Annotated in this window: 19 protein-coding genes and 1 other annotated feature; of the genes, 5 read left to right on the top strand and 14 right to left on the bottom strand. The window is 41.5% G+C overall.

Annotated elements, in window-relative coordinates; translation table 11 throughout:
- Positions 1 to 7 precede the first annotated feature (7 nt).
- The 3 genes from DW159_RS07650 to DW159_RS13620 are packed head-to-tail and all read right to left on the bottom strand — an operon-like array spanning position 8 to position 3,307.
- Positions 8 to 2,770 (bottom strand): FtsX-like permease family protein, encoded by a 2,763-nt coding sequence (locus DW159_RS07650; RefSeq protein WP_117549846.1) that lies wholly within the window; start codon positions 2,768 to 2,770, stop codon positions 8 to 10.
- A gap of 46 nt (positions 2,771 to 2,816) precedes the next feature.
- Entirely contained in the window at positions 2,817 to 3,134 is a 318-nt protein-coding gene (locus tag DW159_RS07655; RefSeq protein ID WP_117549848.1) for a hypothetical protein, read from the bottom strand.
- A 23-nt stretch (positions 3,135 to 3,157) separates the two neighbouring features.
- Positions 3,158 to 3,307 (bottom strand): hypothetical protein, encoded by a 150-nt coding sequence (locus tag DW159_RS13620; protein ID WP_158547594.1) that lies wholly within the window; start codon positions 3,305 to 3,307, stop codon positions 3,158 to 3,160.
- Positions 3,308 to 3,546: 239 nt separating this feature from the next.
- Here DW159_RS13620 and DW159_RS07660 point away from each other — a divergent pair, with 239 nt between their 5' ends.
- The 3 genes from DW159_RS07660 to DW159_RS07670 are packed head-to-tail and all read left to right on the top strand — an operon-like array spanning position 3,547 to position 6,168.
- The gene (locus DW159_RS07660) at positions 3,547 to 4,128 is read left to right on the top strand and encodes an accessory gene regulator ArgB-like protein (RefSeq protein WP_117549850.1); all 582 of its coding nucleotides are present in this window, start codon (positions 3,547 to 3,549) and stop codon (positions 4,126 to 4,128) included.
- Positions 4,118 to 4,861 (top strand): LytR/AlgR family response regulator transcription factor, encoded by a 744-nt coding sequence (locus DW159_RS07665; protein WP_117549852.1) that lies wholly within the window; start codon positions 4,118 to 4,120, stop codon positions 4,859 to 4,861. Before DW159_RS07660 ends, DW159_RS07665 begins: the two co-directional genes overlap by 11 nt.
- 5 nt (positions 4,862 to 4,866) lie before the next feature.
- Positions 4,867 to 6,168, top strand: a complete 1,302-nt coding sequence (locus DW159_RS07670; RefSeq protein WP_117549854.1) for a sensor histidine kinase — start codon at positions 4,867 to 4,869, stop codon at positions 6,166 to 6,168.
- A gap of 102 nt (positions 6,169 to 6,270) precedes the next feature.
- Here DW159_RS07670 and DW159_RS07675 read toward each other — a convergent pair whose 3' ends face one another.
- From DW159_RS07675 to DW159_RS07705, 7 genes are all read right to left on the bottom strand, one after another.
- The gene (locus tag DW159_RS07675; protein WP_055146066.1) at positions 6,271 to 7,485 is read right to left on the bottom strand and encodes an aminotransferase class I/II-fold pyridoxal phosphate-dependent enzyme; all 1,215 of its coding nucleotides are present in this window, start codon (positions 7,483 to 7,485) and stop codon (positions 6,271 to 6,273) included.
- Positions 7,486 to 7,834: 349 nt separating this feature from the next.
- Positions 7,835 to 8,076, bottom strand: a binding site (T-box leader).
- Positions 8,077 to 8,123: 47 nt separating this feature from the next.
- Complete coding sequence (locus tag DW159_RS07680) at positions 8,124 to 9,257, bottom strand: alpha/beta hydrolase (RefSeq protein WP_117549856.1); 1,134 nt, start codon at positions 9,255 to 9,257, stop codon at positions 8,124 to 8,126.
- 16 nt (positions 9,258 to 9,273) lie between these two features.
- Positions 9,274 to 10,167, bottom strand: a complete 894-nt coding sequence (locus DW159_RS07685; protein WP_117549858.1) for a Fic family protein — start codon at positions 10,165 to 10,167, stop codon at positions 9,274 to 9,276.
- Between the two features lie 142 nt (positions 10,168 to 10,309).
- Positions 10,310 to 10,930: a flavin reductase gene (locus DW159_RS07690; protein WP_117549860.1), complete on the bottom strand. Its 621-nt coding sequence runs from the start codon at positions 10,928 to 10,930 to the stop codon at positions 10,310 to 10,312.
- Between the two features lie 137 nt (positions 10,931 to 11,067).
- Positions 11,068 to 12,741: a hypothetical protein gene (locus DW159_RS07695; protein WP_117549862.1), complete on the bottom strand. Its 1,674-nt coding sequence runs from the start codon at positions 12,739 to 12,741 to the stop codon at positions 11,068 to 11,070.
- 207 nt (positions 12,742 to 12,948) lie between these two features.
- Positions 12,949 to 13,596 carry an alpha/beta hydrolase-fold protein gene (locus tag DW159_RS07700; protein ID WP_117549863.1) on the bottom strand — a complete coding sequence of 216 codons (648 nt, stop codon included), beginning with the start codon at positions 13,594 to 13,596 and terminating at the stop codon, positions 12,949 to 12,951.
- A 13-nt stretch (positions 13,597 to 13,609) separates the two neighbouring features.
- Positions 13,610 to 13,987 (bottom strand): hypothetical protein, encoded by a 378-nt coding sequence (locus DW159_RS07705; protein ID WP_117549865.1) that lies wholly within the window; start codon positions 13,985 to 13,987, stop codon positions 13,610 to 13,612.
- Positions 13,988 to 14,477: 490 nt separating this feature from the next.
- Between DW159_RS07705 and DW159_RS07710 the strand changes: the two genes are divergently transcribed.
- The gene (locus tag DW159_RS07710) at positions 14,478 to 14,897 is read left to right on the top strand and encodes a GntR family transcriptional regulator (protein WP_117549867.1); all 420 of its coding nucleotides are present in this window, start codon (positions 14,478 to 14,480) and stop codon (positions 14,895 to 14,897) included.
- Positions 14,894 to 16,369: a PH domain-containing protein gene (locus tag DW159_RS07715; protein WP_117549869.1), complete on the top strand. Its 1,476-nt coding sequence runs from the start codon at positions 14,894 to 14,896 to the stop codon at positions 16,367 to 16,369. The genes DW159_RS07710 and DW159_RS07715 overlap by 4 nt, the downstream gene beginning before the upstream one ends.
- Before the next feature lie 104 nt (positions 16,370 to 16,473).
- Here the strand turns inward: DW159_RS07715 and DW159_RS07720 are convergent, their stop codons facing one another.
- From DW159_RS07720 to DW159_RS07735, 4 genes are read right to left on the bottom strand one after another with little or no spacing between them, the layout of a single operon-like run.
- A complete protein-coding gene (locus tag DW159_RS07720) occupies positions 16,474 to 17,055 on the bottom strand; it encodes a DUF6553 family protein (protein WP_117549871.1) in 582 nt (193 codons plus the stop codon).
- Positions 17,056 to 17,114: 59 nt separating this feature from the next.
- Positions 17,115 to 18,155, bottom strand: a complete 1,041-nt coding sequence (locus DW159_RS07725) for a galactose ABC transporter substrate-binding protein (RefSeq protein WP_117549873.1) — start codon at positions 18,153 to 18,155, stop codon at positions 17,115 to 17,117.
- A complete protein-coding gene (locus DW159_RS07730) occupies positions 18,148 to 19,110 on the bottom strand; it encodes a substrate-binding domain-containing protein (RefSeq protein WP_015534391.1) in 963 nt (320 codons plus the stop codon). Before DW159_RS07730 ends, DW159_RS07725 begins: the two co-directional genes overlap by 8 nt.
- Entirely contained in the window at positions 19,097 to 21,001 is a 1,905-nt protein-coding gene (locus tag DW159_RS07735) for a cache domain-containing sensor histidine kinase (RefSeq protein WP_117549875.1), read from the bottom strand. Before DW159_RS07735 ends, DW159_RS07730 begins: the two co-directional genes overlap by 14 nt.
- Between the last annotated feature and the right edge of the window lie 24 nt (positions 21,002 to 21,025).

The raw sequence follows: 21,025 nt of genomic DNA on the forward strand, positions 1-21,025 counted from the left end.
GTCCCCCTTACTCTTTTTCAGCCAGATCATCAATTATCTCTTCCGATTTCTTCTTATGAATGACCAGCACCGTAATAATCGTCGAAATCACAACAAGGAATGTTCCTATCAGTACCAACGCTCTTCCCACAGGGACAACAAATATCTCGCTGTCAAATAGAAATACATGCTGGAGTCTCGTTACCTCTTTTATAACATCTGCATCGACGTTCCATAAATCTGTCTCCGGCCAGTTGAACATGTTTAGCGCCTGTTCGTACTTGTAGCGCAAAAGCCATCTCATGCCATACACCATACCGGCTCCGACAGCACATGATACCAGGGCATTTCTTATGTTATACCATATAAACGTCATGTTCCATGAGTGCTTCTCCATTCCAAGAGCCCGCATGATCGCCACGTTCCGCCTGCCATTCTGGTAACGCATGGTGACAAGTTCCCAATATCCCCATGCCGCCATGATAAGAAGAATAAAGAACAGACATATTGTGCTCGCATACTGTGATATATATGCCTCACGATACTCCTTATCACACTCATCTATCGTTCGTATCCTGAGTTCCATTGAAGAGTCCAATATGTCAGCAAACCTGGATACAACTCTATCAATATCTCCCCTGTTGCTTAGAGATATATATGTAACGTCATAACATGTCTTAAACATCCCAATACTGACTGCTGTGTCCTGTGAGGCCACTATTGCATATCCATACTGTGAAGCTCTGCCAAGACCTGCATACAATATCGGATCGCTCTCCTTTGTGGTCTCCGGAATCACGATTATCGCATCCACGATTTCAACAGTCTCCTTGTATTCGCCTTTTCCGTTCACTGTCATTGTATGCATTACATCGCCTATCTTATATGGCGACTCCGCGGTCATTCCGTCATATTCATATTCAACACACGCCACACCATTTTCATGGGTACCTATTGACCCCTCTTTTACATATTTATCCAGCTTTCTCATTCCGTTATCATCCAGCCATATCGCTGGAACGTTGAAATAAAATCTATCGTCTGCATGATAGAATTCTTCTGTATCTTCCGGAAACTGGACCTCCGCCTGCCACAATCCATCCGGAATATCCTCGTCATTTCTATCATAAAATATATCAAAGCCATCGTTTGTGGAGAAACTCTCTATTGACTTTACTTCGTTCATATCCGCAATGCTCTTGCGCCCATCCTCAGTAAGTCCTGTATCTGTAAGCAATACTCCACCAGTAATCCCCGACCCCTGATCATAAAGGCATATATCTACATCACTGGTTTCCATATCCAATTGTCCATATGTATAATATGTGTCTCTGTCCAGATCATCATTGTGAAAATATCCTTTTCCCTTGCCGTCCATAGAGCAGAATGCGTAGCACATCACCGCCGCAAACAGGATCAGGGCAACAGACAACATCTGCATTATATTTGCAAATGGAATACCGGAAACCACCGATTTGATTCTCCCGAATGATCTCACACGATCTCTTCTTATAAGTCTTCTTGATTTTATATGAAGGTATATATAAAAAAGTAAATATCCAAGAGTAAATGTACCTGTTGCACACACAACAGAGATTACAAATGGATTTTCTGTAATCTGCTGTACACACCACTCCACTGTATAACCGCGCAATTTAGGCAGCCTCAGAAAACGACTTTGAATCTCGAGTATGACCTCATATACAGTGATTCCAACGACTCCACCGCATATCACTCCTGAAACCAGCAGGATTCCCCATTCCAATATATGTATCCAAGCCACTTTCATCCGGCTGGCTCCTATATCTCTCACGATATCCAGGGATTTCTGCCTCTCGCTCATAACAGTTATCATCACGCCAAACAGGGATATAGCCGACAAGATCACAGCAATAACACTGAAATATAGTATTCCCTGGACAGAGTCCGACAGATAACTTTCGCTGTTAAGCTTCTCGTTTCCAAGGGTAATGTTGCAGATATCTTCTGCAGCCGATCTGCTGCGGCCGGATCTTGGCCATATTCCAGTTTTGTCATAATAATCCTGCGCAAACTCTTCCATAGCGCTCTCCGACTGCTCTGTTATCTCGTCATCACCATACAGTGAGACAGCAGTATATACGAATGTATTCTCATCCAAATCACAGTCATCCCGCCACAGATATATAGTTGGCATCTGTACTTCCGAAAGGTCAGATCCCCAGTCTACTCTGTTCTCCTTAAGATCTCTTCTGCTGTCTGTACACAATACACCTGTGATAGTAAACGTAATCTGTCCCACATGTCTACCTGTTCTCAACAGATATGTATCATCCAAATCATAACTGTCAAATGTTACTTCCTTTCCAACATACGAGTCAGGATCAACAGTAAAAAACATATCCTCCAACACATAATCGTACACTGCTGCCTCCCCGGTTTTTTCAGGGAATCTTCCCGACGAAAGCTTTACATACTCAAGCTCCTCTGCCGTATCGTCAATATATGTACCATATGTATACTGTGTTTTGTCATTTCCCAGCTTTCCACATATAGCCGTACGCCCGATCATGCTGACCCTTTTGTCTTGTGACATCTCCTCATATGCATCACTGCCAAGATTGCTATACAGGTAAAATGTCTTACTACTTCCCCGCAGCTTGTCATCATACTGCCGTCTACATTCTGTTCTCTCCATCAAAAGTGCAATCAACAGGAAAGCCGTTAATATCACTATCGAGGTAAGCATGCTCGCAAACTGCTTTTTATGATATCTCCAGTATTTTGTTATCAGAAATAAGTTTGTTTTCATATGTCCCCCCGCTATACACAATTAGCTCCGTCAGATTTTGACGGAGCTATATTTTTAGTACATTCTTTTTAATATTTCCACTGGAATCCTTTACTGTTATTTTCACTTTTCCTTTCGTTGAAGCATTATATATCAGTGTCATAGTTGTACCTGCCGTTGTTACATGTCCTACTTTAGTATAACTAGTGCAATCATAGTCATAATAATATGATGCAACCGCTCTTGCAACACTATTATTTTCTACAGCTAGCTCTTCTGCCATTGTGGTCTCGCTCTCCCCCGCAAGTGCACTCACCCCAGGCATACATGATATCGTCATTACCGCTGTCATCACGCATACAATCATTCTCTTAAACATCCTCATATGCATATCCTCCTAAATTCAAATTATTGTCTACTTTTTTTAGCAAACTCTTCTAAGCCATCCGGCTCCTTCGGCTGATAATATCTAGTCTTGCATCCTTCCACAACAAGTGGGGATATTACCACTGAGCATGCACATAATAATCTTCCTGCCTTGACAAGTAATTTTCTCACAATACATATCCTCCTTTCTACTGCTATACAATCGACAACTATGTTTATAAGGTTATTATAAATGCATTTTTCGACTATTTTTTCAAAATGGACTAATTGGTCAAAATTAAGGAGTGAACGGTAATTTATTACCACATACTCCTTAATTTTGACCGTTTACTCCATTCCTATTGCTACATACGTCACTCGTGCTATCATTAACTTTACTCATTTGATATCAATATTAGGGAGAGTATTTTATGATTAATTATATATGTTTGAAGATTTCTAATTACCTTATCAAAGAAAAAATAATTACAGATAAAGAAAGAAATATATATTCCTACCTTTTCTCATGTGTATTTGAAGAAATTATTTTTGACCTTATAACACTTGCCACAGGGATTATTTTTCATAGATTAATTACATCTGTTCTATTCATAATAATAACTATGCCATTGCGCTATTTTGCAGGTGGCTATCACGCATCAACACCTTTGCGGTGCACCATCTTGTCATATGGAATCATGATAATTGTGGTATTATTTCCACAATTATCATTTGAACATTCAGAAACTATTCAAGCAATCATATTTTTTGTCTGCATTGCCATAATTATGATAGTTTCACCTGTTGATACAGAAAATAAAAGATTTAACATCTCAGACAAAATCAGTCTACAAAAGAAAGCCAGGATTACCGTAATATTAATATGTGGAATCCAACTTATATTATGGTACAATAAATCCAATCAGCATACACAAACTATTACATTGTGTGTATTAATATGTACATTAAGTTTACTTGCAGGATATATAAGGAATATAAAAAATGTCTCTTAAAAATATTAATATAGCAATTTGTGACGATGAAGTATCATCAATTTATTCAATAAAAAAATACTTGATTTCATATCAAATACAATTTGATATCGACTGTGAAATTCACACTTTTACAGACAGTTCTAAATTTTTGTCTTCATTTGAAACAAACAAATACAACATTGTATTTCTTGACATTGATATGCCAAATATGGATGGTTTAGAGATTTCCAAACATATAAGGAAAAAATATTCAGATGATGTATACATTGTATTTGTGACTTCATATCCAAGCTATATGCATGATAGCTTTCAGGTTCATCCTTTTCAATATCTTATAAAACCTGTTTTCTACAATATTTTTCAAAATATTATGTCTGACCTTTTAACATATATGCAAAGCAAGAACAATATACGCATAGTAGTAGATACATATAATGAAAAACTTCTTGTAAATGTGAATGATGTAATCTACATTCGTACAAGCAAGAGCCAAAAACTCCATCTTATTTATACACTACGCGATTCTCAAATAATTGGTCGTGGAGCGTTATCATCATTGGCAACCTCTCTTGCTGAACATGGATTTATTTTAACCAATCAAAGCACTCTGGTAAATACAAAGCATATAACCCACTTTAACGATAAGTTGTTAGGTCTTGATAATGGAGACGTAATCAATATTTCTAGAAGAAACCTAAAAAAATTCAGAACTTTTTTTGCAAAGCAAATCATCTCAGATATGAAAGGGTAAATACAATGGACATTATTTTTGATATTATGCCAACGCTTTTATACAGTGCAGATATGTATATATTTTTTTATGTTATATTCAACGACAAAAGACGATTTAATTATAACTTTATTTTTGGTATTTTTATAATCTGGGGAGTTGAAATGCTACAAAATATTATTGTTCTCCCACTTTCCGGAGATGTATCCATGAAAGCAACTGTTATGAGAGTTTCTCTTTCCTTTTTATTAACTACCATTCTTTCACTTTTATTTACTGCCACAATCACATCAAGATTATTTACATCTATTTCCTTTGTGACAATTACTATGCTATGCGAAAATATGTCATATTCAACTATAAATCGCTTTCTTGCAACAAATATTGAAAACGACACAATCCCTGTTGCCGTTTTCAATTCTGTTTTTTCTCTTTCTGATTTTTATTGTCTCATATTTGTTCTGCTTGTTACAATTATATTTAGAAAGATTCATATATCACTGTCAATTATTGATATTTCAGCTATTGTGGTAATTCCTGTCATATCTCTCATAATTTTAATAACCCCTGATATATTTGCCTTTAACAAGACAAATCCTCGAGCTTATAGCAATCTTATAAATTTACTGCTTACTATAAATATTGTTAATTTCTTCCTGATCAATGAAATATCTAAAAAGGAAGAATTACAAGCGCAAACAGAACAATTATCAAGACAGATTGAATTCCAACAAAACAAATACGTTCAACTTGGAGAGGCTTATAAAAGTCTCCGCAGTTTTATGCATGATACAAATAAACACTTTATATATATACAAAATTGTATAAAAAATAAAAATTATGACGCAGTCATTCCTTATACTAATGATACTTTAAACGATCTCAAATCCAGATACTGTTCTATAAACACAGGCAACCTGGTAATAGATTCATTTGTGAGTAACCTGAAAGAAGTGGCTGACAAATACCATATAACTCTTGATACAAGTATAAAACTGAGTACTACTCAGATACCTCTTACAGATTATGACCTGACTATAGTTTTAGGTAATCTTTTCGACAATGCCATAACCGCATGTAATGATGTTGAAAATGCGGTAATTACAGTCAAGCTACAAACTATAAGAAATACATTCACCATTTATGTTGAAAATTCTTATAATGCTTCGAAAAAACATTCTTCAGACAATGATTTTGACTTTATCCATGGATATGGTCTGAAAAATGTAAAAAATTCTGTAGAAAAATATAATGGTTTCTGCATAATAGACCCGCAAAACTGCTTATATGCTGTAACTTGCATCATTCCACTCAACCAAATAATATAAAAACAAGACTGTATCTGTATTGCAATAGCACATATGTATTCATATTTCTAAAATACATGCCACTGGCAGCTTCTCAGATACAGCCTTGTTATATAATTTCTTTTACTGGTGGTAATAGCTCAGGAAATCAGCCAGCTTTGCTGTTGCTGCCTTGAGTATCTCCATATTCGGAAGATATACTATTCTGAAGTGATCCGGATCCTTCCAGTTAAATCCCGTTCCACATGTGACGAGGATGTGCTTATCCCTCAAAAGATCAAGAGCGAACTGTTCATCATTTGTGATGTTGAACTTCTCCTTGTCAAGTTTCGGGAATATGTAGAACGCTGCCTCCGGCTTAACCACACTTATTCCCGGTATATCGCAGAGTGCTTTATAAATATACTCTCTCTGATCATAGATCCTTCCTCCAGGCAGAAGCAGCTCATCTGCACTCTGGTAGCCTCCAAGACAGGTCTGAACTATACTTTGGGCAGGAACATTCGAGCAAAGTCTCATGGATGACAGGAGGTTAAGTCCCTCTATGTATCCCTTCACATTGCTCTTGTTTCCACACAGACACATCCAGCCCACTCTGTAACCTGCAACTCGGTGTGACTTGCTCAGTCCGTTAAAACTTATCGTGAAAAGGTCAGGTGCCAGTGAAGCCAGAGCCACATGCTCTTTATCATCCATGACAAGTCTGTCATATATCTCATCAGCAAAAAGGATAAGCTCATTCTCCCTTGCAACCTGAACTATCTGCTCAAGAACCTCCTTTGGATAGAGAGCTCCTGTAGGGTTGTTAGGGTTGATGACTACGATTCCTTTTGTTCTTGAGGTTATCTTCTTCTTGATATCTTCTATATCCGGATACCAGTTGGACTGCTCATCGCAGAGATAATGAACCGCTGTTCCTCCTGCCAGGTTGACAGACGCCGTCCACAATGGATAGTCTGGCATTGGAACAAGTATCTCATCACCAGAATCCAGCAATCCCTGCATGGACATGGTGATAAGTTCGCTGACTCCATTTCCTGTATATATGTCATCGATTCCTACATTTGGAATATTCTTCAGCTGGCAATACTGCATGATCGCCTTTCTTGCAGAAAAAAGTCCCTTTGAATCCGAATATCCCTCGGTATCTCTGAGGTTATATGCCATATCCCTTACAACTTCATCAGGTGCCATAAGTCCGTGCGGTGCAGGATTTCCTATGTTCAGTTTAAGGACATTTACCCCTTCAGCCACCATTCTGTTTGCCTCGTCCATAACAGGACCTCTTATGTCGTAACACACATTGTCAAGCTTTGATGATTTTTCGAATTTTCTCATGATACACACTCCTTTATATCTCTTGATCCCTTGTTGTCTGTGTTTGCTGATTGTTGGTTTAACTTGCGTTTTCTTCGAGATTACTCCGCATCTTCGATGCCTGCGTGCAAGCTCGCGCATCGCAGCCGCTTGCTTTCCGGCTTTCCTTTGCGTTTTCTTCGAGATTACTCCGCATCTTCGATGCTCCCGTAATCTCTGCACGACATTCACACTCCGCCCTACCGGGCTTCGTGTTTCATGTCGCGCGCGGGTGACAATTGTCTGCCGATGCCCGCGAGCAAGCTCGCGCATCGCAGCCGCTTGTCACCCTGAAAACGCAAAATAAAAGCCCTAAGCATACTTATAATATGCTTAGGGCGAACTTTCTTGTCCGTGTTACCACCTAAATTCAGGAACTTATTCCTGCTCTCAGCCGACAGCCATCACTATCGTTGTTCCTATAACGTGGAACCTTCCGTTGACCACTACCCGGAAAACTTTCGCGGTCACAGCTCGGGGACTGCTTCCTTAAGGTGTCCTATAGGCTCGCACCAAACGCCTACTCTCTGAAGTGACAGTGACTTAAGTACTCCTTCCTGTCTTTGCCTTTATCTGATTTTTAGGATAGCATTCTGATGTCGTGTTGTCAAACAGTTTTTTTATTTCATAAATGCACACTCATCCTCGTTACAGAGTATTCCCTCTGGATTGTACATATTCATATGGAATACATGGCCGCTATCAGGATTGTTCTGTCCATACGCTTTTGTGATATGTGCAACTCCAACTTTGTTCAGCACCTCATCCAACGCTTTTGTATGTGATGCCAGATCATCATTTACACTGTACATGAGATACGCCTCCGGAAACTCAGCATTTACATAATCAAGCTGATCCATAAACAGCTTGTATTGTTCCTCAGCCACAGCATATGCCTGGCTTATTTTCTTACTTTCACATTTTTCAGCTTTGTCGTGTGAACTTGTTTTTCCGTCACTATTCTGGTCATCATCCACATCATTTCTCAGATACCATGCGGATATATTGTCATTTCTTTCTGCCATCTTGTATGCACCACAGTTAAGGCATACCTTCTTAGGCAGTAGGTCATATGTGAAGAAATCAAGCTTTGCCCTGTAATCGCTGTTTGATGCTATGATGCAATAATTTGCCGTGAGCTGTGCCCCCGCCGAATCACCGACCATGTAGAGATTGTCCATGTCTATTCCAAGTGTCTGCGCATTCTCATGGATATACCGAATGAGATACGCCACATCCTCTATAGCAGCAGGATATTTGTTCTGCGGTGACAATCTATAGTTGAAGTTCACCACCACATACCCGTGCTCCGCAAGAAGGCAGCTATAGTGGCTGTACAGTTCCTTGTCACCATAGAACCAGCCTCCGCCATGCACGCTCACTATCACCGGATATTTTCTGTTTTCATCTGTCATATACGATATTGGAACGCAGAGATCCATGTAGCTGTTGGATGTATAGCTTGCAGAATCCACGTCTGCGGCATCCCCGGAATCGGCAAAGAATATAATGTTCCTCTCTACACCTTTGTCCCATGTTTCAATCAGCTCATTGAAACGGACCTCATCAAGCTCCTTTTTGTAATCCAGATTCTTTATCTGTACAACATTTGCCGGATATTCAAGCCCTCTGTCTCTCGCCGCATCACTTGCTTTCCAGGCGTGACGCATATTTACCCATGCCGGAAGATTCTTGTCCACCGCACCTCGGCTGAATATCTCTGCTACGTTCTTCATCATTCTTTCTCTGTCCATAATTTCCTCCATTATTTTAATCTCTGTGCTGTATCCTGAAATAGTCCAGGTACTTTTTAAACTTATCCTGCGCAGTAAGGCAGGTATCCCGCAGATACCCTCTTTCTCTATTCCATTCTGAAAGTCCTCTATAATAATACCATTTGAGATCTTCATCTATGATAAATGGAATTATATCATATTTCAGACACTCCTTGAACAATATCAGCCTGCCAACCCTGCCATTGCCATCTTGAAACGGATGAATACTTTCAAATTCATGGTGAAAATCCAGAATATCATCTAGTGTCTTTTCATTGAGCTTGCGGTATCTTGCAAGGAGATTTTTCATTTTCTCTGGAACTTCTTCCGGCAAAGCCGTATCATGACCGCCCACCTCATTCGGAACTTTCTTGTAATCTCCCACCGCAAGCCATTCTTTTCGTGAGTCCTGAGTTCCATTCTTTAGAATCAAATGCAGCTCCTTTATCATTTTCTCACTTAATAAGTTCTTTGCATCATCGATCACCAGATCTATACACCTGAAATGGTTGGTCGTCTCGACTATATCGTCAACATTTATCGCCTGATCACTCACGCCTATAGTATTTGTCTCATATATATACCGTGTCTGATCATGACTGAGCATGTTGCCCTCTATATGATTGGAATTGTAAGTGAAATCCACCTGTATCTTATGATAAATGCCACCTTTAATTCCATTTTTTTTCTCTTCTCTCAGCACAGTCAGCAGATCCCGGTTCTCTTCTCCCGCAGATTGACGCATTGGTTTCTGCGCAGAATCCGGTATATTCCACGTCTTTCCCGTCAGAAAAGCCCCAGGAATCTTATCATGAGCGCAGTAATTTCTAACGGTTCGTTCTGACACATTCCATTTTTTTGCAGTCTCTGCAACTGAAATATAACCCATGAAAATCCCTCCTTTTACGCAATGGGCTTTTATCATCTGCACAGTGTTTTGTATATAGATAGTATATGCCGTTACCGGCAAGAAATCAACTTTTTCAAGATTTGAAACCGTTCATTTCTTGCCGATAACGGCATATCTTACATTACTCATATATAGGTTCAAAGTCGTCTGCTCCGTGTCCACACAGAGGACATACATAATCTGCCGGGAGCTCACTTCCTTCATATACATAGTTACATATCTTGCAGCGCCATCCCACTATCTTCTTATCTGTCTTAGGAGGCTTGTCTGCCTTTGGCTTTACATGTGCCTGATAATCAGCATATGTGAGAGGAGCCTTGTCTGACAGCATCTTTGCATCAACCACCTCCGCGATGAACAACGTGTGTGTTCCGAGATCGTGACTCTCAACAACCTTGCCGCTGATTACTGCACATGCATACCAACCCATGTATGGAATTCCATTGATATCCTCCGGCATCTTTATGCTCTCGAACTTGTCCACATCTCTTCCCGACTGGAAACCGAAGTGCTTTATCGAGTCAAATGTACACTGCTCGTCAAGTACACTGAGGGCAAACACACCACTCTCCTTGAGCAGATCACATGTGTAATTCGTGTTGAGAACCGATATCGCAACCCGCGTTGGATTGTTCGCCACCTGTATACAGGTGTTGATGATGCAGCCATTTGCCTTGTCGCCCAGCTTTGTGGACAACATGAAAATCCCGTATGATAAACTGTAAATCGCCTTTTTATCCATGATAATAACCTCCTTGTCAATCATAATTAATCAGTTATATAGATTTATTCTCAATAAGATATTTCTATAATACCACATTATCATGCAAAAAGCTCCCCCTGTTTATCACAGGGAGAGCCTTTATTTAGTGAATAAATCTATCTCTCAACAGATATTATGTCATTTATTCCGTTGGCTGATTCCTGATAAAATACTTTTATTTTATCCCCGCTCTGTATAAATATCAGTTCCTCGTTCTCTGAGAAATCCTGCTTGTATACATTGCCATTTTCATCCGTGATATACACATATGTCGTCTCATCCATGTTGATATATTTGATATCAGCTACCGTGATCTGTCTGTTTGGTATATCGTCCGTCATGCTCTGCGTACTCTTAAGTCCGTTCTCTGCCAGCAGCTTGTTGTATGCCGCAAGTGCGTCCTTCTGGGTAGTGCCTGTAGCTACAATATTGTACTTCTCCACATCGACAAGCGCATACATCTTTACCAGGCCACCGTTGTCCTTTAAGACCATGATGTAGGTTGGTATTCCGCTGATATTGATGAGTGATGGGAAGGATGCCTTATAACCAAGATGCTGTACCTGTCCCTCTGCCGATGACATGGCTGAGTATTCCTCTGCACCTGCCACCTTATAATATTTGCTCTCTCCTGTCCGGAGATTCATCAGAGCAAATCCTATGTTGGACTCGTCACCATTTACCGATGTGACACCTGTATATACCCACACATCGCCGTCCATAACCTTGTAACCATAATCATCCGTAGTCCTCTTGCAGCCCTTATTGCCAAATACGCTGTTCCAGTAGCCGCCTGAGAGCTCGCCGTACCAGTCGTATTTCTGGCACACCAGGTCGCCATCATATACACGGTCCACCCAGTGTGGAACATCACTGACTTCATGGTACTCTGTATCGCCCGTACACGGATCGCATATAACCACGCCCTTTACATCCTTTGCACCGAAGAGTCCTGCATGCGACTCAAGAACCGGACAGATGTAATATGGATTGCCATCGTCATTGAGCTCCAGATAGAAACCTTCAAATATATATGTCGGATAAGCCATCTGGACATGTCTGTACAGGTTCTTGTTGAAATACGCTGAAGGTGAATACACTATAGGCTTTTCAGTCTGTATATAGTGTGCCTCATTCTTTACAGGATCCACAAGAACATAACCCGGGATTCCGTTCTTCCTGTTGTTCATATATTTGATGAATCCCGCATAGTTGAGTGCTGCGACCTTCATCGGCGCGCCATTGTAATCTATAGTGCTGTAATTGCCGCTGACCTCATACTGGCTGACCACATCCGAGAGTGAACCGACGGCTCTCTCACCTATGATCCTCGCTGTGCTTGTATCCATCAGTGCAATGTCATTTATCTGCCTGCTCTCCGGGATATCCGTCTGGAAGTCCCCATCCTCTATATTGATGAGACTTGCATACTTTGATGCACAAAACAGCTTGGATGACGCCGCCACCATAATGAGTCCGACCACTATCATTATTACTACTATCCATGCTGCCGGTTTCGTTGCTTTCGTTGCGACACTTCTGGTATCATTACTCTCCACCGTGAAATCAAGCGTACAAAAGCCAACAAGCGCAACTGAAATGACCATCCACACCCAGAAACTTGTACTCTGTATGTTGATCGCCGGTGTTGCCGCATAATAGTATATAAGCTCTCCTATGACCAGCACGACAAATGCTATCACATTCCATTTGCCGAGCCTTCCTGGGGGCTTTGCAAATATCTCCTTTGCCGCTCCTATGCTTTTCTTTTTCTTTGTCTGTTTACCCATGCTGCCCTTCTTTCCGGCTTACCACGATCTGATTTTTCGCTGCATATACTTACCGGATCGTGTCTGCCATTAATCTATCTACTCCATATGTCTGCCCCATATATTATCATCTATTCCGATAAAAATATATATCTATCCGGTATATGTTATGCCTCGTATCGTTCTGCCAGTGAACGATTGTATATATGTGCTCTCCTGTACTTTTTGTTATCCTTTTGCCTTCTCTATCCACTTCACAGCCTTCGCCAGCCTCTTCCCGGAATCGGCAAAATGTCCACCTGGATTTACCTCATATATAACATCATTGTCTTTTTTGAGAAGTTCGCAAATCTCCTTTGTCCGATCCGCCACAGTTGACATCAGCCTGTCGGATGTCCGCGATTCTTTGCCGCCTAGGCTGATGTATATACGTTTATTCGCAAGTGTTGGCTGGCTGTTTACATATTCCACAAATCCCGGATACCACATTGAGCCCGAACACGTGGCACATCCGGCAAATATATCCGTCTGATACATTGCCCAAAGTGCAAAAAGCCCGGCAAGCGAATATCCCATGATATAAAGAGGTCTGTTCGCCTGGCTTTGAATATCCAACTGCGGTACGACCTGCTGTTCTATATAATCCAGTGTCCGTCCCGCCTCTCCGGCAAATGATCCATCGACCTCATCCGATCTCCACGGTGAGAGATCCCTGTTCCAGTCATCTATCTGTATCGCAACAAGTGTAAAATGTTCTTCTCCCACCAGTTCTCTGATAGAATCCGCTGTGTGCTCCAGTTCATCTCCCCTGTGTGGGTACATGACCCAGAGGATGATCGGACCATTTTCCGAAGATATAAGTGTGTGTAACTGCATATATGTTCATCTCCTATAATGTGTCGGCTATCTTCTGGACTTTCTCCACTGATATGTTCAGTTTCTTCGCTATCTCTTCTATAGGAACCTTCACATCCAAATATGCCCTCACTGCACCCTTTAATTCTCCTCGCGCCTCGCCTATAGATATTCCTCTTTCTTCTCCTCTGGCTTCCGCCCTATCAAGTACTTCACACATATTTTTTAAACCTCCTTTATTTCCGTTAGCCTGCGCCTGTTCAAATCTTTCGTCCTGCGTCAATACGCTCATGAGCTTTAACACCTCGTCGTCAACAATTGTTTTTCCACCGAACAACAATACATTTACTATATCTGCAAATACATCATTATAATCTGCCAGTATCTTTTCTGTTATATCCTTTTCTCCCATACAAACCTTCCTCCTCTTGTTTCTATGAAAAGTAAAGAAACCAATAGAGGATAGTTGCATGAATTTATAGCCATATTTTTTATAATTATACTATAGCAAAACCTGAGCGGCAACACACCTCTACCGTCTCCATATTAATTTGAATTATTTTGTGATAATCGCAGTGAAGTACTGCAAAGATCAATTTCTGAATTACACATAACATGATAAACGAAATATAACACGCTGATTTTAGAAATACAATTAAATAACTATAAACTATTCAAAAGTATTGAACTCGTATTTTCATACCATTTCAAATGAACGTTTATTGGAACTGCAAAAATCAGCTACACAAAAATAAAATTTAACAAGATATAAGGATCATCTGTGGGTAATCAACTTACTCACGGATGATTTTTATTTATACGGCGGTTTCTCATAGTTGACTTATTGCGGAGTCTGTATTATATATTATAATACAGATAATACAAAAAAGGAGGGACACCACATGATCATAGAGCTTGACATGAGCAGTGACACACCCATATATGTACAGCTGCGCAATCAGATAGTAAAGGGAATCGGCAAAGGCGAGATACATCCAGGCGAAAAGCTTCCCACTGTAAGACAGCTTGCGGCGGATGCCGGTGTGAACACAATGACTGTGAATAAGACATACCAGATACTCAAAAACGAGGGATATATCAGAACTGACAGAAGGCTTGGAGCATTTGTATCAGAAAATATCAATATGGACGCCGAGTTCCGTGACAAGCTGGAATCTGAGTTGGAACTTCTGTCCGCCGAGGCAAGCATAACCGGAATGAACCGGAATGATTTCCTCAAGTTGTGCGATGAAGTATATTCCAAAATGAAGTCTTCTCCAATCCAAATATCCACTAAAATAACAGAAAGGAGCCGCTTATGAGCATAGCATTATTTATCATCTTCCTGTTTATGAACTTCTTCATACTGCTCATAATGAAGTTCGTATATACAAGTAATTATTCGTATACCGAGGGAATGCTCCTGGGTGTCCACATTCCAAAGGAACACAGTGAAGACGAAACCGTCCTGAATATTGTTGCTGCTGCCAGACGTAAGATGAACCGGATTATCTGGATAAATCTCATCCTTGGAACATCCCTGTGCTTTGTCGTGTTCTGGGAGATCATTATATTCGTACTGGCATACACTATCTGGATGATCGCATTCTGTTTCCTTATAACATATGCAAACAACTCCGCGCACAGGAAAATGTATGCCCTAAAGATGAAAAATGACTGGATAATCCCTGCTCAGAAAAGAAAACGCTACATTGATACAAATGTGTCAACCCAGATCGGCAAAAGTGAGATCAGTTTCAATTATCATGGAATAATAATCCTTGTGGAGCTCATTTGCCTAGTGCCATTTGTGATAGGGAAAAGTGCGGTCATATCAACCACAATGATAATAATGGGACTCTGCTCCGTCCTGATGTCACTTACATCCATGATATTCCACATATATGTAAACCGGCACGAGCGAACTGTGTACAGCTCGGATACCCAGCTCAACCAGACCGTCAACAGAACCATGAAGATATACAAGGGACTAGCAATGCTGATTCTTTCGGCAACAAATGCTGTCGCATGGGTATATATCACTATTGACACCCTGATTCATTGCATATCATCAGCCAGTAAGTCCCAGCAAATTTCGCTTTCTGATATCCTGAATTTCAAGGGTGCGCTTGTAAATGTCTCGCTGTGCAGCTCCGCACTCTATGTCTATATATTTGTCCAGACTCTTGCTGCCATCGGATTGTTTGCACCTCTCCTCATGGCACAAAGCAGAAAACGTGAACTCTTGGCCGCCGACACCCAGCCTCTCTACGTGGATGACGACGAATACTGGAAAACCGGATATTACTACAATCCTTCCGACCCGCATGTGCTGGTTCAGAACAGATTGCAGAGTGGAAATTATACATTTAACTATGCCACCAGGAGCGCAAAGATTTTTACAGGACTTACATGTATCATTATCACCGCCTGCATTGTCTGGACGATAGGTGCGCTTGTGCCATTCATAAACGTGCATATCGACACTCATCTTGACTCCAACAAACTCACAGTGTCTGCTGCCATATACTCATCGGAGATATATTTTGATGACATAGAGGAGGTTCAGCTTCTGAATGAACTGCCAGACGATGATTTTGTTCGCACAAACGGAGGTGCCACCGATGAATACCTGATCGGCCATTTCAAGAGCAGCACCTACGGCAAATGTGAGCTGTATGTATACGCAGACAGTTATCCCATCATCATGATAAAGACGAGGGACGAAGTGATATTTCTGAACACCAGGGATTCTGATGATACATATTCTATCTTCGAATCCATACATTCATGAGATAACGCCAAAACAGGTACAATAGATAAGACCATCATGCATTTTAACACTAAATACATGATGGTCTTTTGATCTGTTCACACATAGCCATTCCGTCTACGCTATCATTTTCTTAAGAAATGCTCCCTGTTAGGATACTCCTGCCTGAACGCCGCCAGTGCGGCACTCTGAAGTATGGCAAATTCCTTGTCCATGTGCAGCATATGCGGTGCGTCAAATGCGATGGAGCTTATCTGATCTGCGATCTTCTTCGCCACCCCCTCATCCGAGAGCTGCCCCATGCCAAATGCTATGGATGTGAAACCTCTGCCGCCTCTGCTCACCTCGATGAACTTGAGAAACGCATTCTTGAGCTCATAAAGCAGTATCTCCTGTTCCTCGGCACTTCTCCTGTCTGCGTCGAACAGGCAGAGCTTGCTTATGATCTCCACAGCCTGTTTCTTTTTCTGACCTCCGATGTCAACAGAACCGCCCTCCGATATGTATTTGAGCTCCATAAGGCAGCCCACAAATGCATCATTCTTCGGCTTTCTCTTGCCATATCTCGCCGTCCACAATCTCTGACGGAAGACAGTAGACGAACCGGCGCTGTCACCATCCATATCCGTGCTGTTATTCTCCAGCAGTTCAAGTCTCTTATCTGCATCCGTCTCTTTGTAAAATTCTTCTATCCAGCTATTTTCCATATGTATCCTTCCCGAATATTTAATTCACAATTTTTTATTCACGTATCAGTCGGTTACCCTTATCTGTGCAGGAAATCATCCACGCTGTCAACATCGACCTTCCAGTAAGGCGACACGTAATATTTGCCCTCTTCAAGATTATGATCATCAATGCTGTTTCCCTTGAAGAGATCAACTGCCAACCGCGCTATCTCTCCCGCCTGGGCCTCCTTGTCATTATAAACTGTTCCCTGCATGTTTCCCTGCTTTATCGCCTGGAGAGCATCATCAAGTCCGTCTATTCCAAAGATCACAGGCCATTTGTCCCGGCTTATACTTGAGTTATCGTACGCCTCAACTGCGCCCAGTGCCATCTCATCATTGTTGGATATGACAAGCTCTATCTGACTGCCATACTGACTTATAAGCTGAGTCATTCTGTTCTCCGCCTGACCTCTGTTCCAGTCTGCAAACTGATAACTGAGCTTCTCAAGATCCACTCCCTTATCCATGATGGTCTTCACCGAACAGTCGGTTCTGCTTATGGCATCCTGATGTCCGGCCTCCCCCTCCAGAAGAACATACTGTATCTTGCCATCACCGTTGCGATCCACTTCGCTGTGCTTCTTTATATAATTTGCCGCAATCTCACCCTGCATATCACCGGATTCTTTTGCGTCACAGCCAACATAGTAGAGCTTTTCCCACTGCATCAAGTCATCACGCACCGGCTCTCTGTTGAAAAAGATCACTGGTATATCACTCTGCCTTGCTGACTTGATAATATTTGCCGGTGCGGTTCTGTCCACAAGATTTACACACAGCACATCGCAGCCTGCATCTATCATCTCATCAACTATCTCATCCTGCTCACGCTGATCATTATCACCACTTCTCACCGATACTATCACATTCATGTTTGTGGTCTCCATAGTGTTAAGCTGAAATTTCACCTTTTCAATCATGGCATTTATGAATGGATCATCTGCTGTATAAGTGACCACCCCGACTCTCATGGTTTTGTTTGATTTTTTATTGCTGCTGCCGCAGCCCATAAGCGAGACTATCATCGCAGCTGCCAGCAAAAGCACATATATTTTTCTTCGTTTCTGTCTACTCATATGAATATAAAAACCTCTCTACATCATCGGAGAACAAATCGTCACTGTATATTATCTTTATGCCCTCCTCCCGACTCTTCATCGTATACAACCTGCTGTTCAGACCTTTTACTACCTCTGTCACACTGGCATAGCCAACACCGTATCCATCCGGAATAACAAGGCACTTTATCTTGCCCGCATCAAGCAGCGCCACAGATTTTACGCTGGTCCCCATTCCATATATCTGGGCGCCATTGTACATACCATTATCCGCATTCTCTCCTATCTCATCGATCGCATATGTGTCCATCACAACCATGTAGTCCACCTTTCCCAGAATATCCACAATGTCACATATGTTCTGATTGCCACATCGGCTGTACACCCAGCTCACCTCGCATCCGGTTCCTTCTATCGCATCCATAAGTCCTGCTTTTCCGCTCACACTTCCCTCTGTCTGGGAATATCCGGTTATAATGCCTATGCTTTTGCCACGGAGTCCGTCCGCATCATTTGCCCTGATCTGTTCTCCAAGGGTATATCCTATCTTGTAGTTATCAGGTTTTATCGTGACAAATCCCGAGGCGCCATCTTCACTGTATGCATCCTGGGTTATAAGTACAAATGGTACATCGCCAAGCTGTCCCAGCATATCCGATGTATCCTCGCCCGGTGCAGGACAAATTATGAATGCATCTACATCATTTTCAAGCTGTTCATCTATGAGTTCCTTCTCATCCTGGGCTGACTCGATATCATCGGTGTTGCATATGATAAGATGGACATCATTGACATTTGCTGATTGTTTAAGTCCATTTATAAGTCCATCCCACCTCTTATCACCGGAATTTGAAAGTATGACCGCTACTCTTTTCTGAGGTACATTTTCCCGGAATATCTGGTGTATAAAGAATCCGGCTATTACAACCAAAAACAGCTCCGCGATCAGGAATGTTATCTTACTCTTCTTCATCTGTCGCCATCCCCCTTCCAAAATCCTGCCTCTCAAGTCTCTCTCTGTTCTCCTCCGTGTAAGGAATGGCTGGAATGTGAATGACAACCTTTGTTCCCTCGTCCGGCTCACTGTACACCTTTAATCCATATTCGCTGCCAAACATCAGCTTTATCCTGGAGTGAACATTGATAACACCCACTCCGGAGCCATGCTTTGGCACCTTATTGTTGTCCACAAGGATGTTCCGGACAACATCCTCCGACATACCCATGCCATTATCCTCAACTGAAATGTAGATGTCATTGCCCTTCTTCTCACCGCGGACAGTTATCTTGCCTCCATCGTCCTCATCCATGTTGCCCACACCGTAGTATATTGCATTTTCCAGGATTGGCTGCACGATAAGTTTAACTGTACAATAGTCATTTATCTCTTCGTCTATGATAAATTCTGTAGCAAATCTTTCTTTATATCTTACCTTCTGTATGTTCATGTAACTCGTGCTGTGCTGGATCTCGTCCGCTATCCTTATGACAGTTCTGCCTTTTGACAGACTTATCCTCAGCAGCTTTGCAAGCTCAGATATCATAAATACTGCATCTGTATTTCTGTTCGCCTCCACCATCCATGTTATGGACTCCAGTGTATTATACAGGAAATGCGGATTGATCTGACTCTGGAGCGCATCCATCTCACTCTTTCTCCGCTCATTCTGCTGTCTGATTATCTCCTGCATCAGAATCTCTATCTGCTCATAGGATTTCTTGACCGAATATCCCAGATGTCTTATCTCGGAAGATCCTCCAATATATATATCCGTGGTTCCACCTGTCTCATATGACTTTACTGATTCATTCAGCTTAAGTATAGGCTTTGAGATTTTCTTTGTTATGATCCTGTTCACCCACAAGAGCATCATAAGCAATATCACAACCGTAGTTATGATGTAATATCTGTACTGATTGATGCTGGCAGTCTGAACACTTTCCGGGACAACTCCTATGATCTTCCATCCAGTGTAGGCTATACTGCTGACAACAACATTTTCTGTGCCACCCGTCATCTTGATCTCATATGTACCGTCATCGTATACCGCTGCCTCTGTACTTTCCTCTGTGAAAAAGCCTCTGTCTATCTCTGCTCTTCGCGGATGGTATATGATATCTCCGTCACGGTTGCACAGATAATAATAAGTCTCACTTGAAGAATCATTGATCCTTGAAAGAGCCTCCTCGATCACGGAATACTTCATATCTATCAGAAGCACGCCGTTTACCGGCTTATCTCCATCATTGATATCAACAGAACGGCTGAGGGATATGACCCAATAATACCTGTTGGCGCCATCTTGAAACAGATCTTGTATATGAGGTGTAGAAAAGTGCATATTCTCTATATCTTCAGATGCATTCTTGTACCATTCCTGTTCCTCCACATTAACCTTATCCTTCTGCACTGCAACCGGCTCCGCAGCAATAAGCTTCCCGGAATTGTCGTACAACGCCATACTCTGCACTTTGTCAACATTCACCTCATATAAAAGGCTGAACTGTCTGCTGAACTCCTGACTGGAGATGTCATATTCCTGGATAATGTTATAATTCACTCCATTAGATATCTGTCTGATACCTGCCAGGTCTGTATCCACTTTATCCACAGTACTCTCTATCATGCTTTCTGCATTTGACACTGCAGTCTGCTTTATCGCAAGCTTGAATCTATTGTAAATAAGAAACCCCATAACAACAGTTGTGGTTATCGTCAGTCCTGTGAGCACCGCCATGATTATTGATTGTATGTCAAATCCTATAAATCTGCCATGATGAAACCAGCCTCGCAGCCTCGTGCGCAGAGAATATTTATTTTTCTGCTTTTTGCCCTGAGCATCCTTTTTCTCTCTAATCTTCAAAACAATTCTACTCCCCTTATACTT

The organism is Coprococcus sp. AM14-16 (genome assembly GCF_003434675.1).
GTDB classification, from domain to species: domain Bacteria; phylum Bacillota; class Clostridia; order Lachnospirales; family Lachnospiraceae; genus Coprococcus; species Coprococcus aceti.

Coding starts and splice junctions, on each gene's coding strand:
- DW159_RS07650 (WP_117549846.1), bottom strand. CDS start 2,770: ATGAAAACAAACTTATTTCTGATAACAAAATACTGGAGATATCATAAA.
- DW159_RS07655 (WP_117549848.1), bottom strand. CDS start 3,134: ATGAGGATGTTTAAGAGAATGATTGTATGCGTGATGACAGCGGTAATG.
- DW159_RS07660 (WP_117549850.1), top strand. CDS start 3,547: ATGATTAATTATATATGTTTGAAGATTTCTAATTACCTTATCAAAGAA.
- DW159_RS07665 (WP_117549852.1), top strand. CDS start 4,118: ATGTCTCTTAAAAATATTAATATAGCAATTTGTGACGATGAAGTATCA.
- DW159_RS07670 (WP_117549854.1), top strand. CDS start 4,867: ATGGACATTATTTTTGATATTATGCCAACGCTTTTATACAGTGCAGAT.
- DW159_RS07675 (WP_055146066.1), bottom strand. CDS start 7,485: ATGAGAAAATTCGAAAAATCATCAAAGCTTGACAATGTGTGTTACGAC.
- DW159_RS07680 (WP_117549856.1), bottom strand. CDS start 9,257: ATGGACAGAGAAAGAATGATGAAGAACGTAGCAGAGATATTCAGCCGA.
- DW159_RS07685 (WP_117549858.1), bottom strand. CDS start 10,167: ATGGGTTATATTTCAGTTGCAGAGACTGCAAAAAAATGGAATGTGTCA.
- DW159_RS07690 (WP_117549860.1), bottom strand. CDS start 10,930: ATGGATAAAAAGGCGATTTACAGTTTATCATACGGGATTTTCATGTTG.
- DW159_RS07695 (WP_117549862.1), bottom strand. CDS start 12,741: ATGGGTAAACAGACAAAGAAAAAGAAAAGCATAGGAGCGGCAAAGGAG.
- DW159_RS07700 (WP_117549863.1), bottom strand. CDS start 13,596: ATGCAGTTACACACACTTATATCTTCGGAAAATGGTCCGATCATCCTC.
- DW159_RS07705 (WP_117549865.1), bottom strand. CDS start 13,987: ATGGGAGAAAAGGATATAACAGAAAAGATACTGGCAGATTATAATGAT.
- DW159_RS07710 (WP_117549867.1), top strand. CDS start 14,478: ATGATCATAGAGCTTGACATGAGCAGTGACACACCCATATATGTACAG.
- DW159_RS07715 (WP_117549869.1), top strand. CDS start 14,894: ATGAGCATAGCATTATTTATCATCTTCCTGTTTATGAACTTCTTCATA.
- DW159_RS07720 (WP_117549871.1), bottom strand. CDS start 17,055: ATGGAAAATAGCTGGATAGAAGAATTTTACAAAGAGACGGATGCAGAT.
- DW159_RS07725 (WP_117549873.1), bottom strand. CDS start 18,155: ATGAGTAGACAGAAACGAAGAAAAATATATGTGCTTTTGCTGGCAGCT.
- DW159_RS07730 (WP_015534391.1), bottom strand. CDS start 19,110: ATGAAGAAGAGTAAGATAACATTCCTGATCGCGGAGCTGTTTTTGGTT.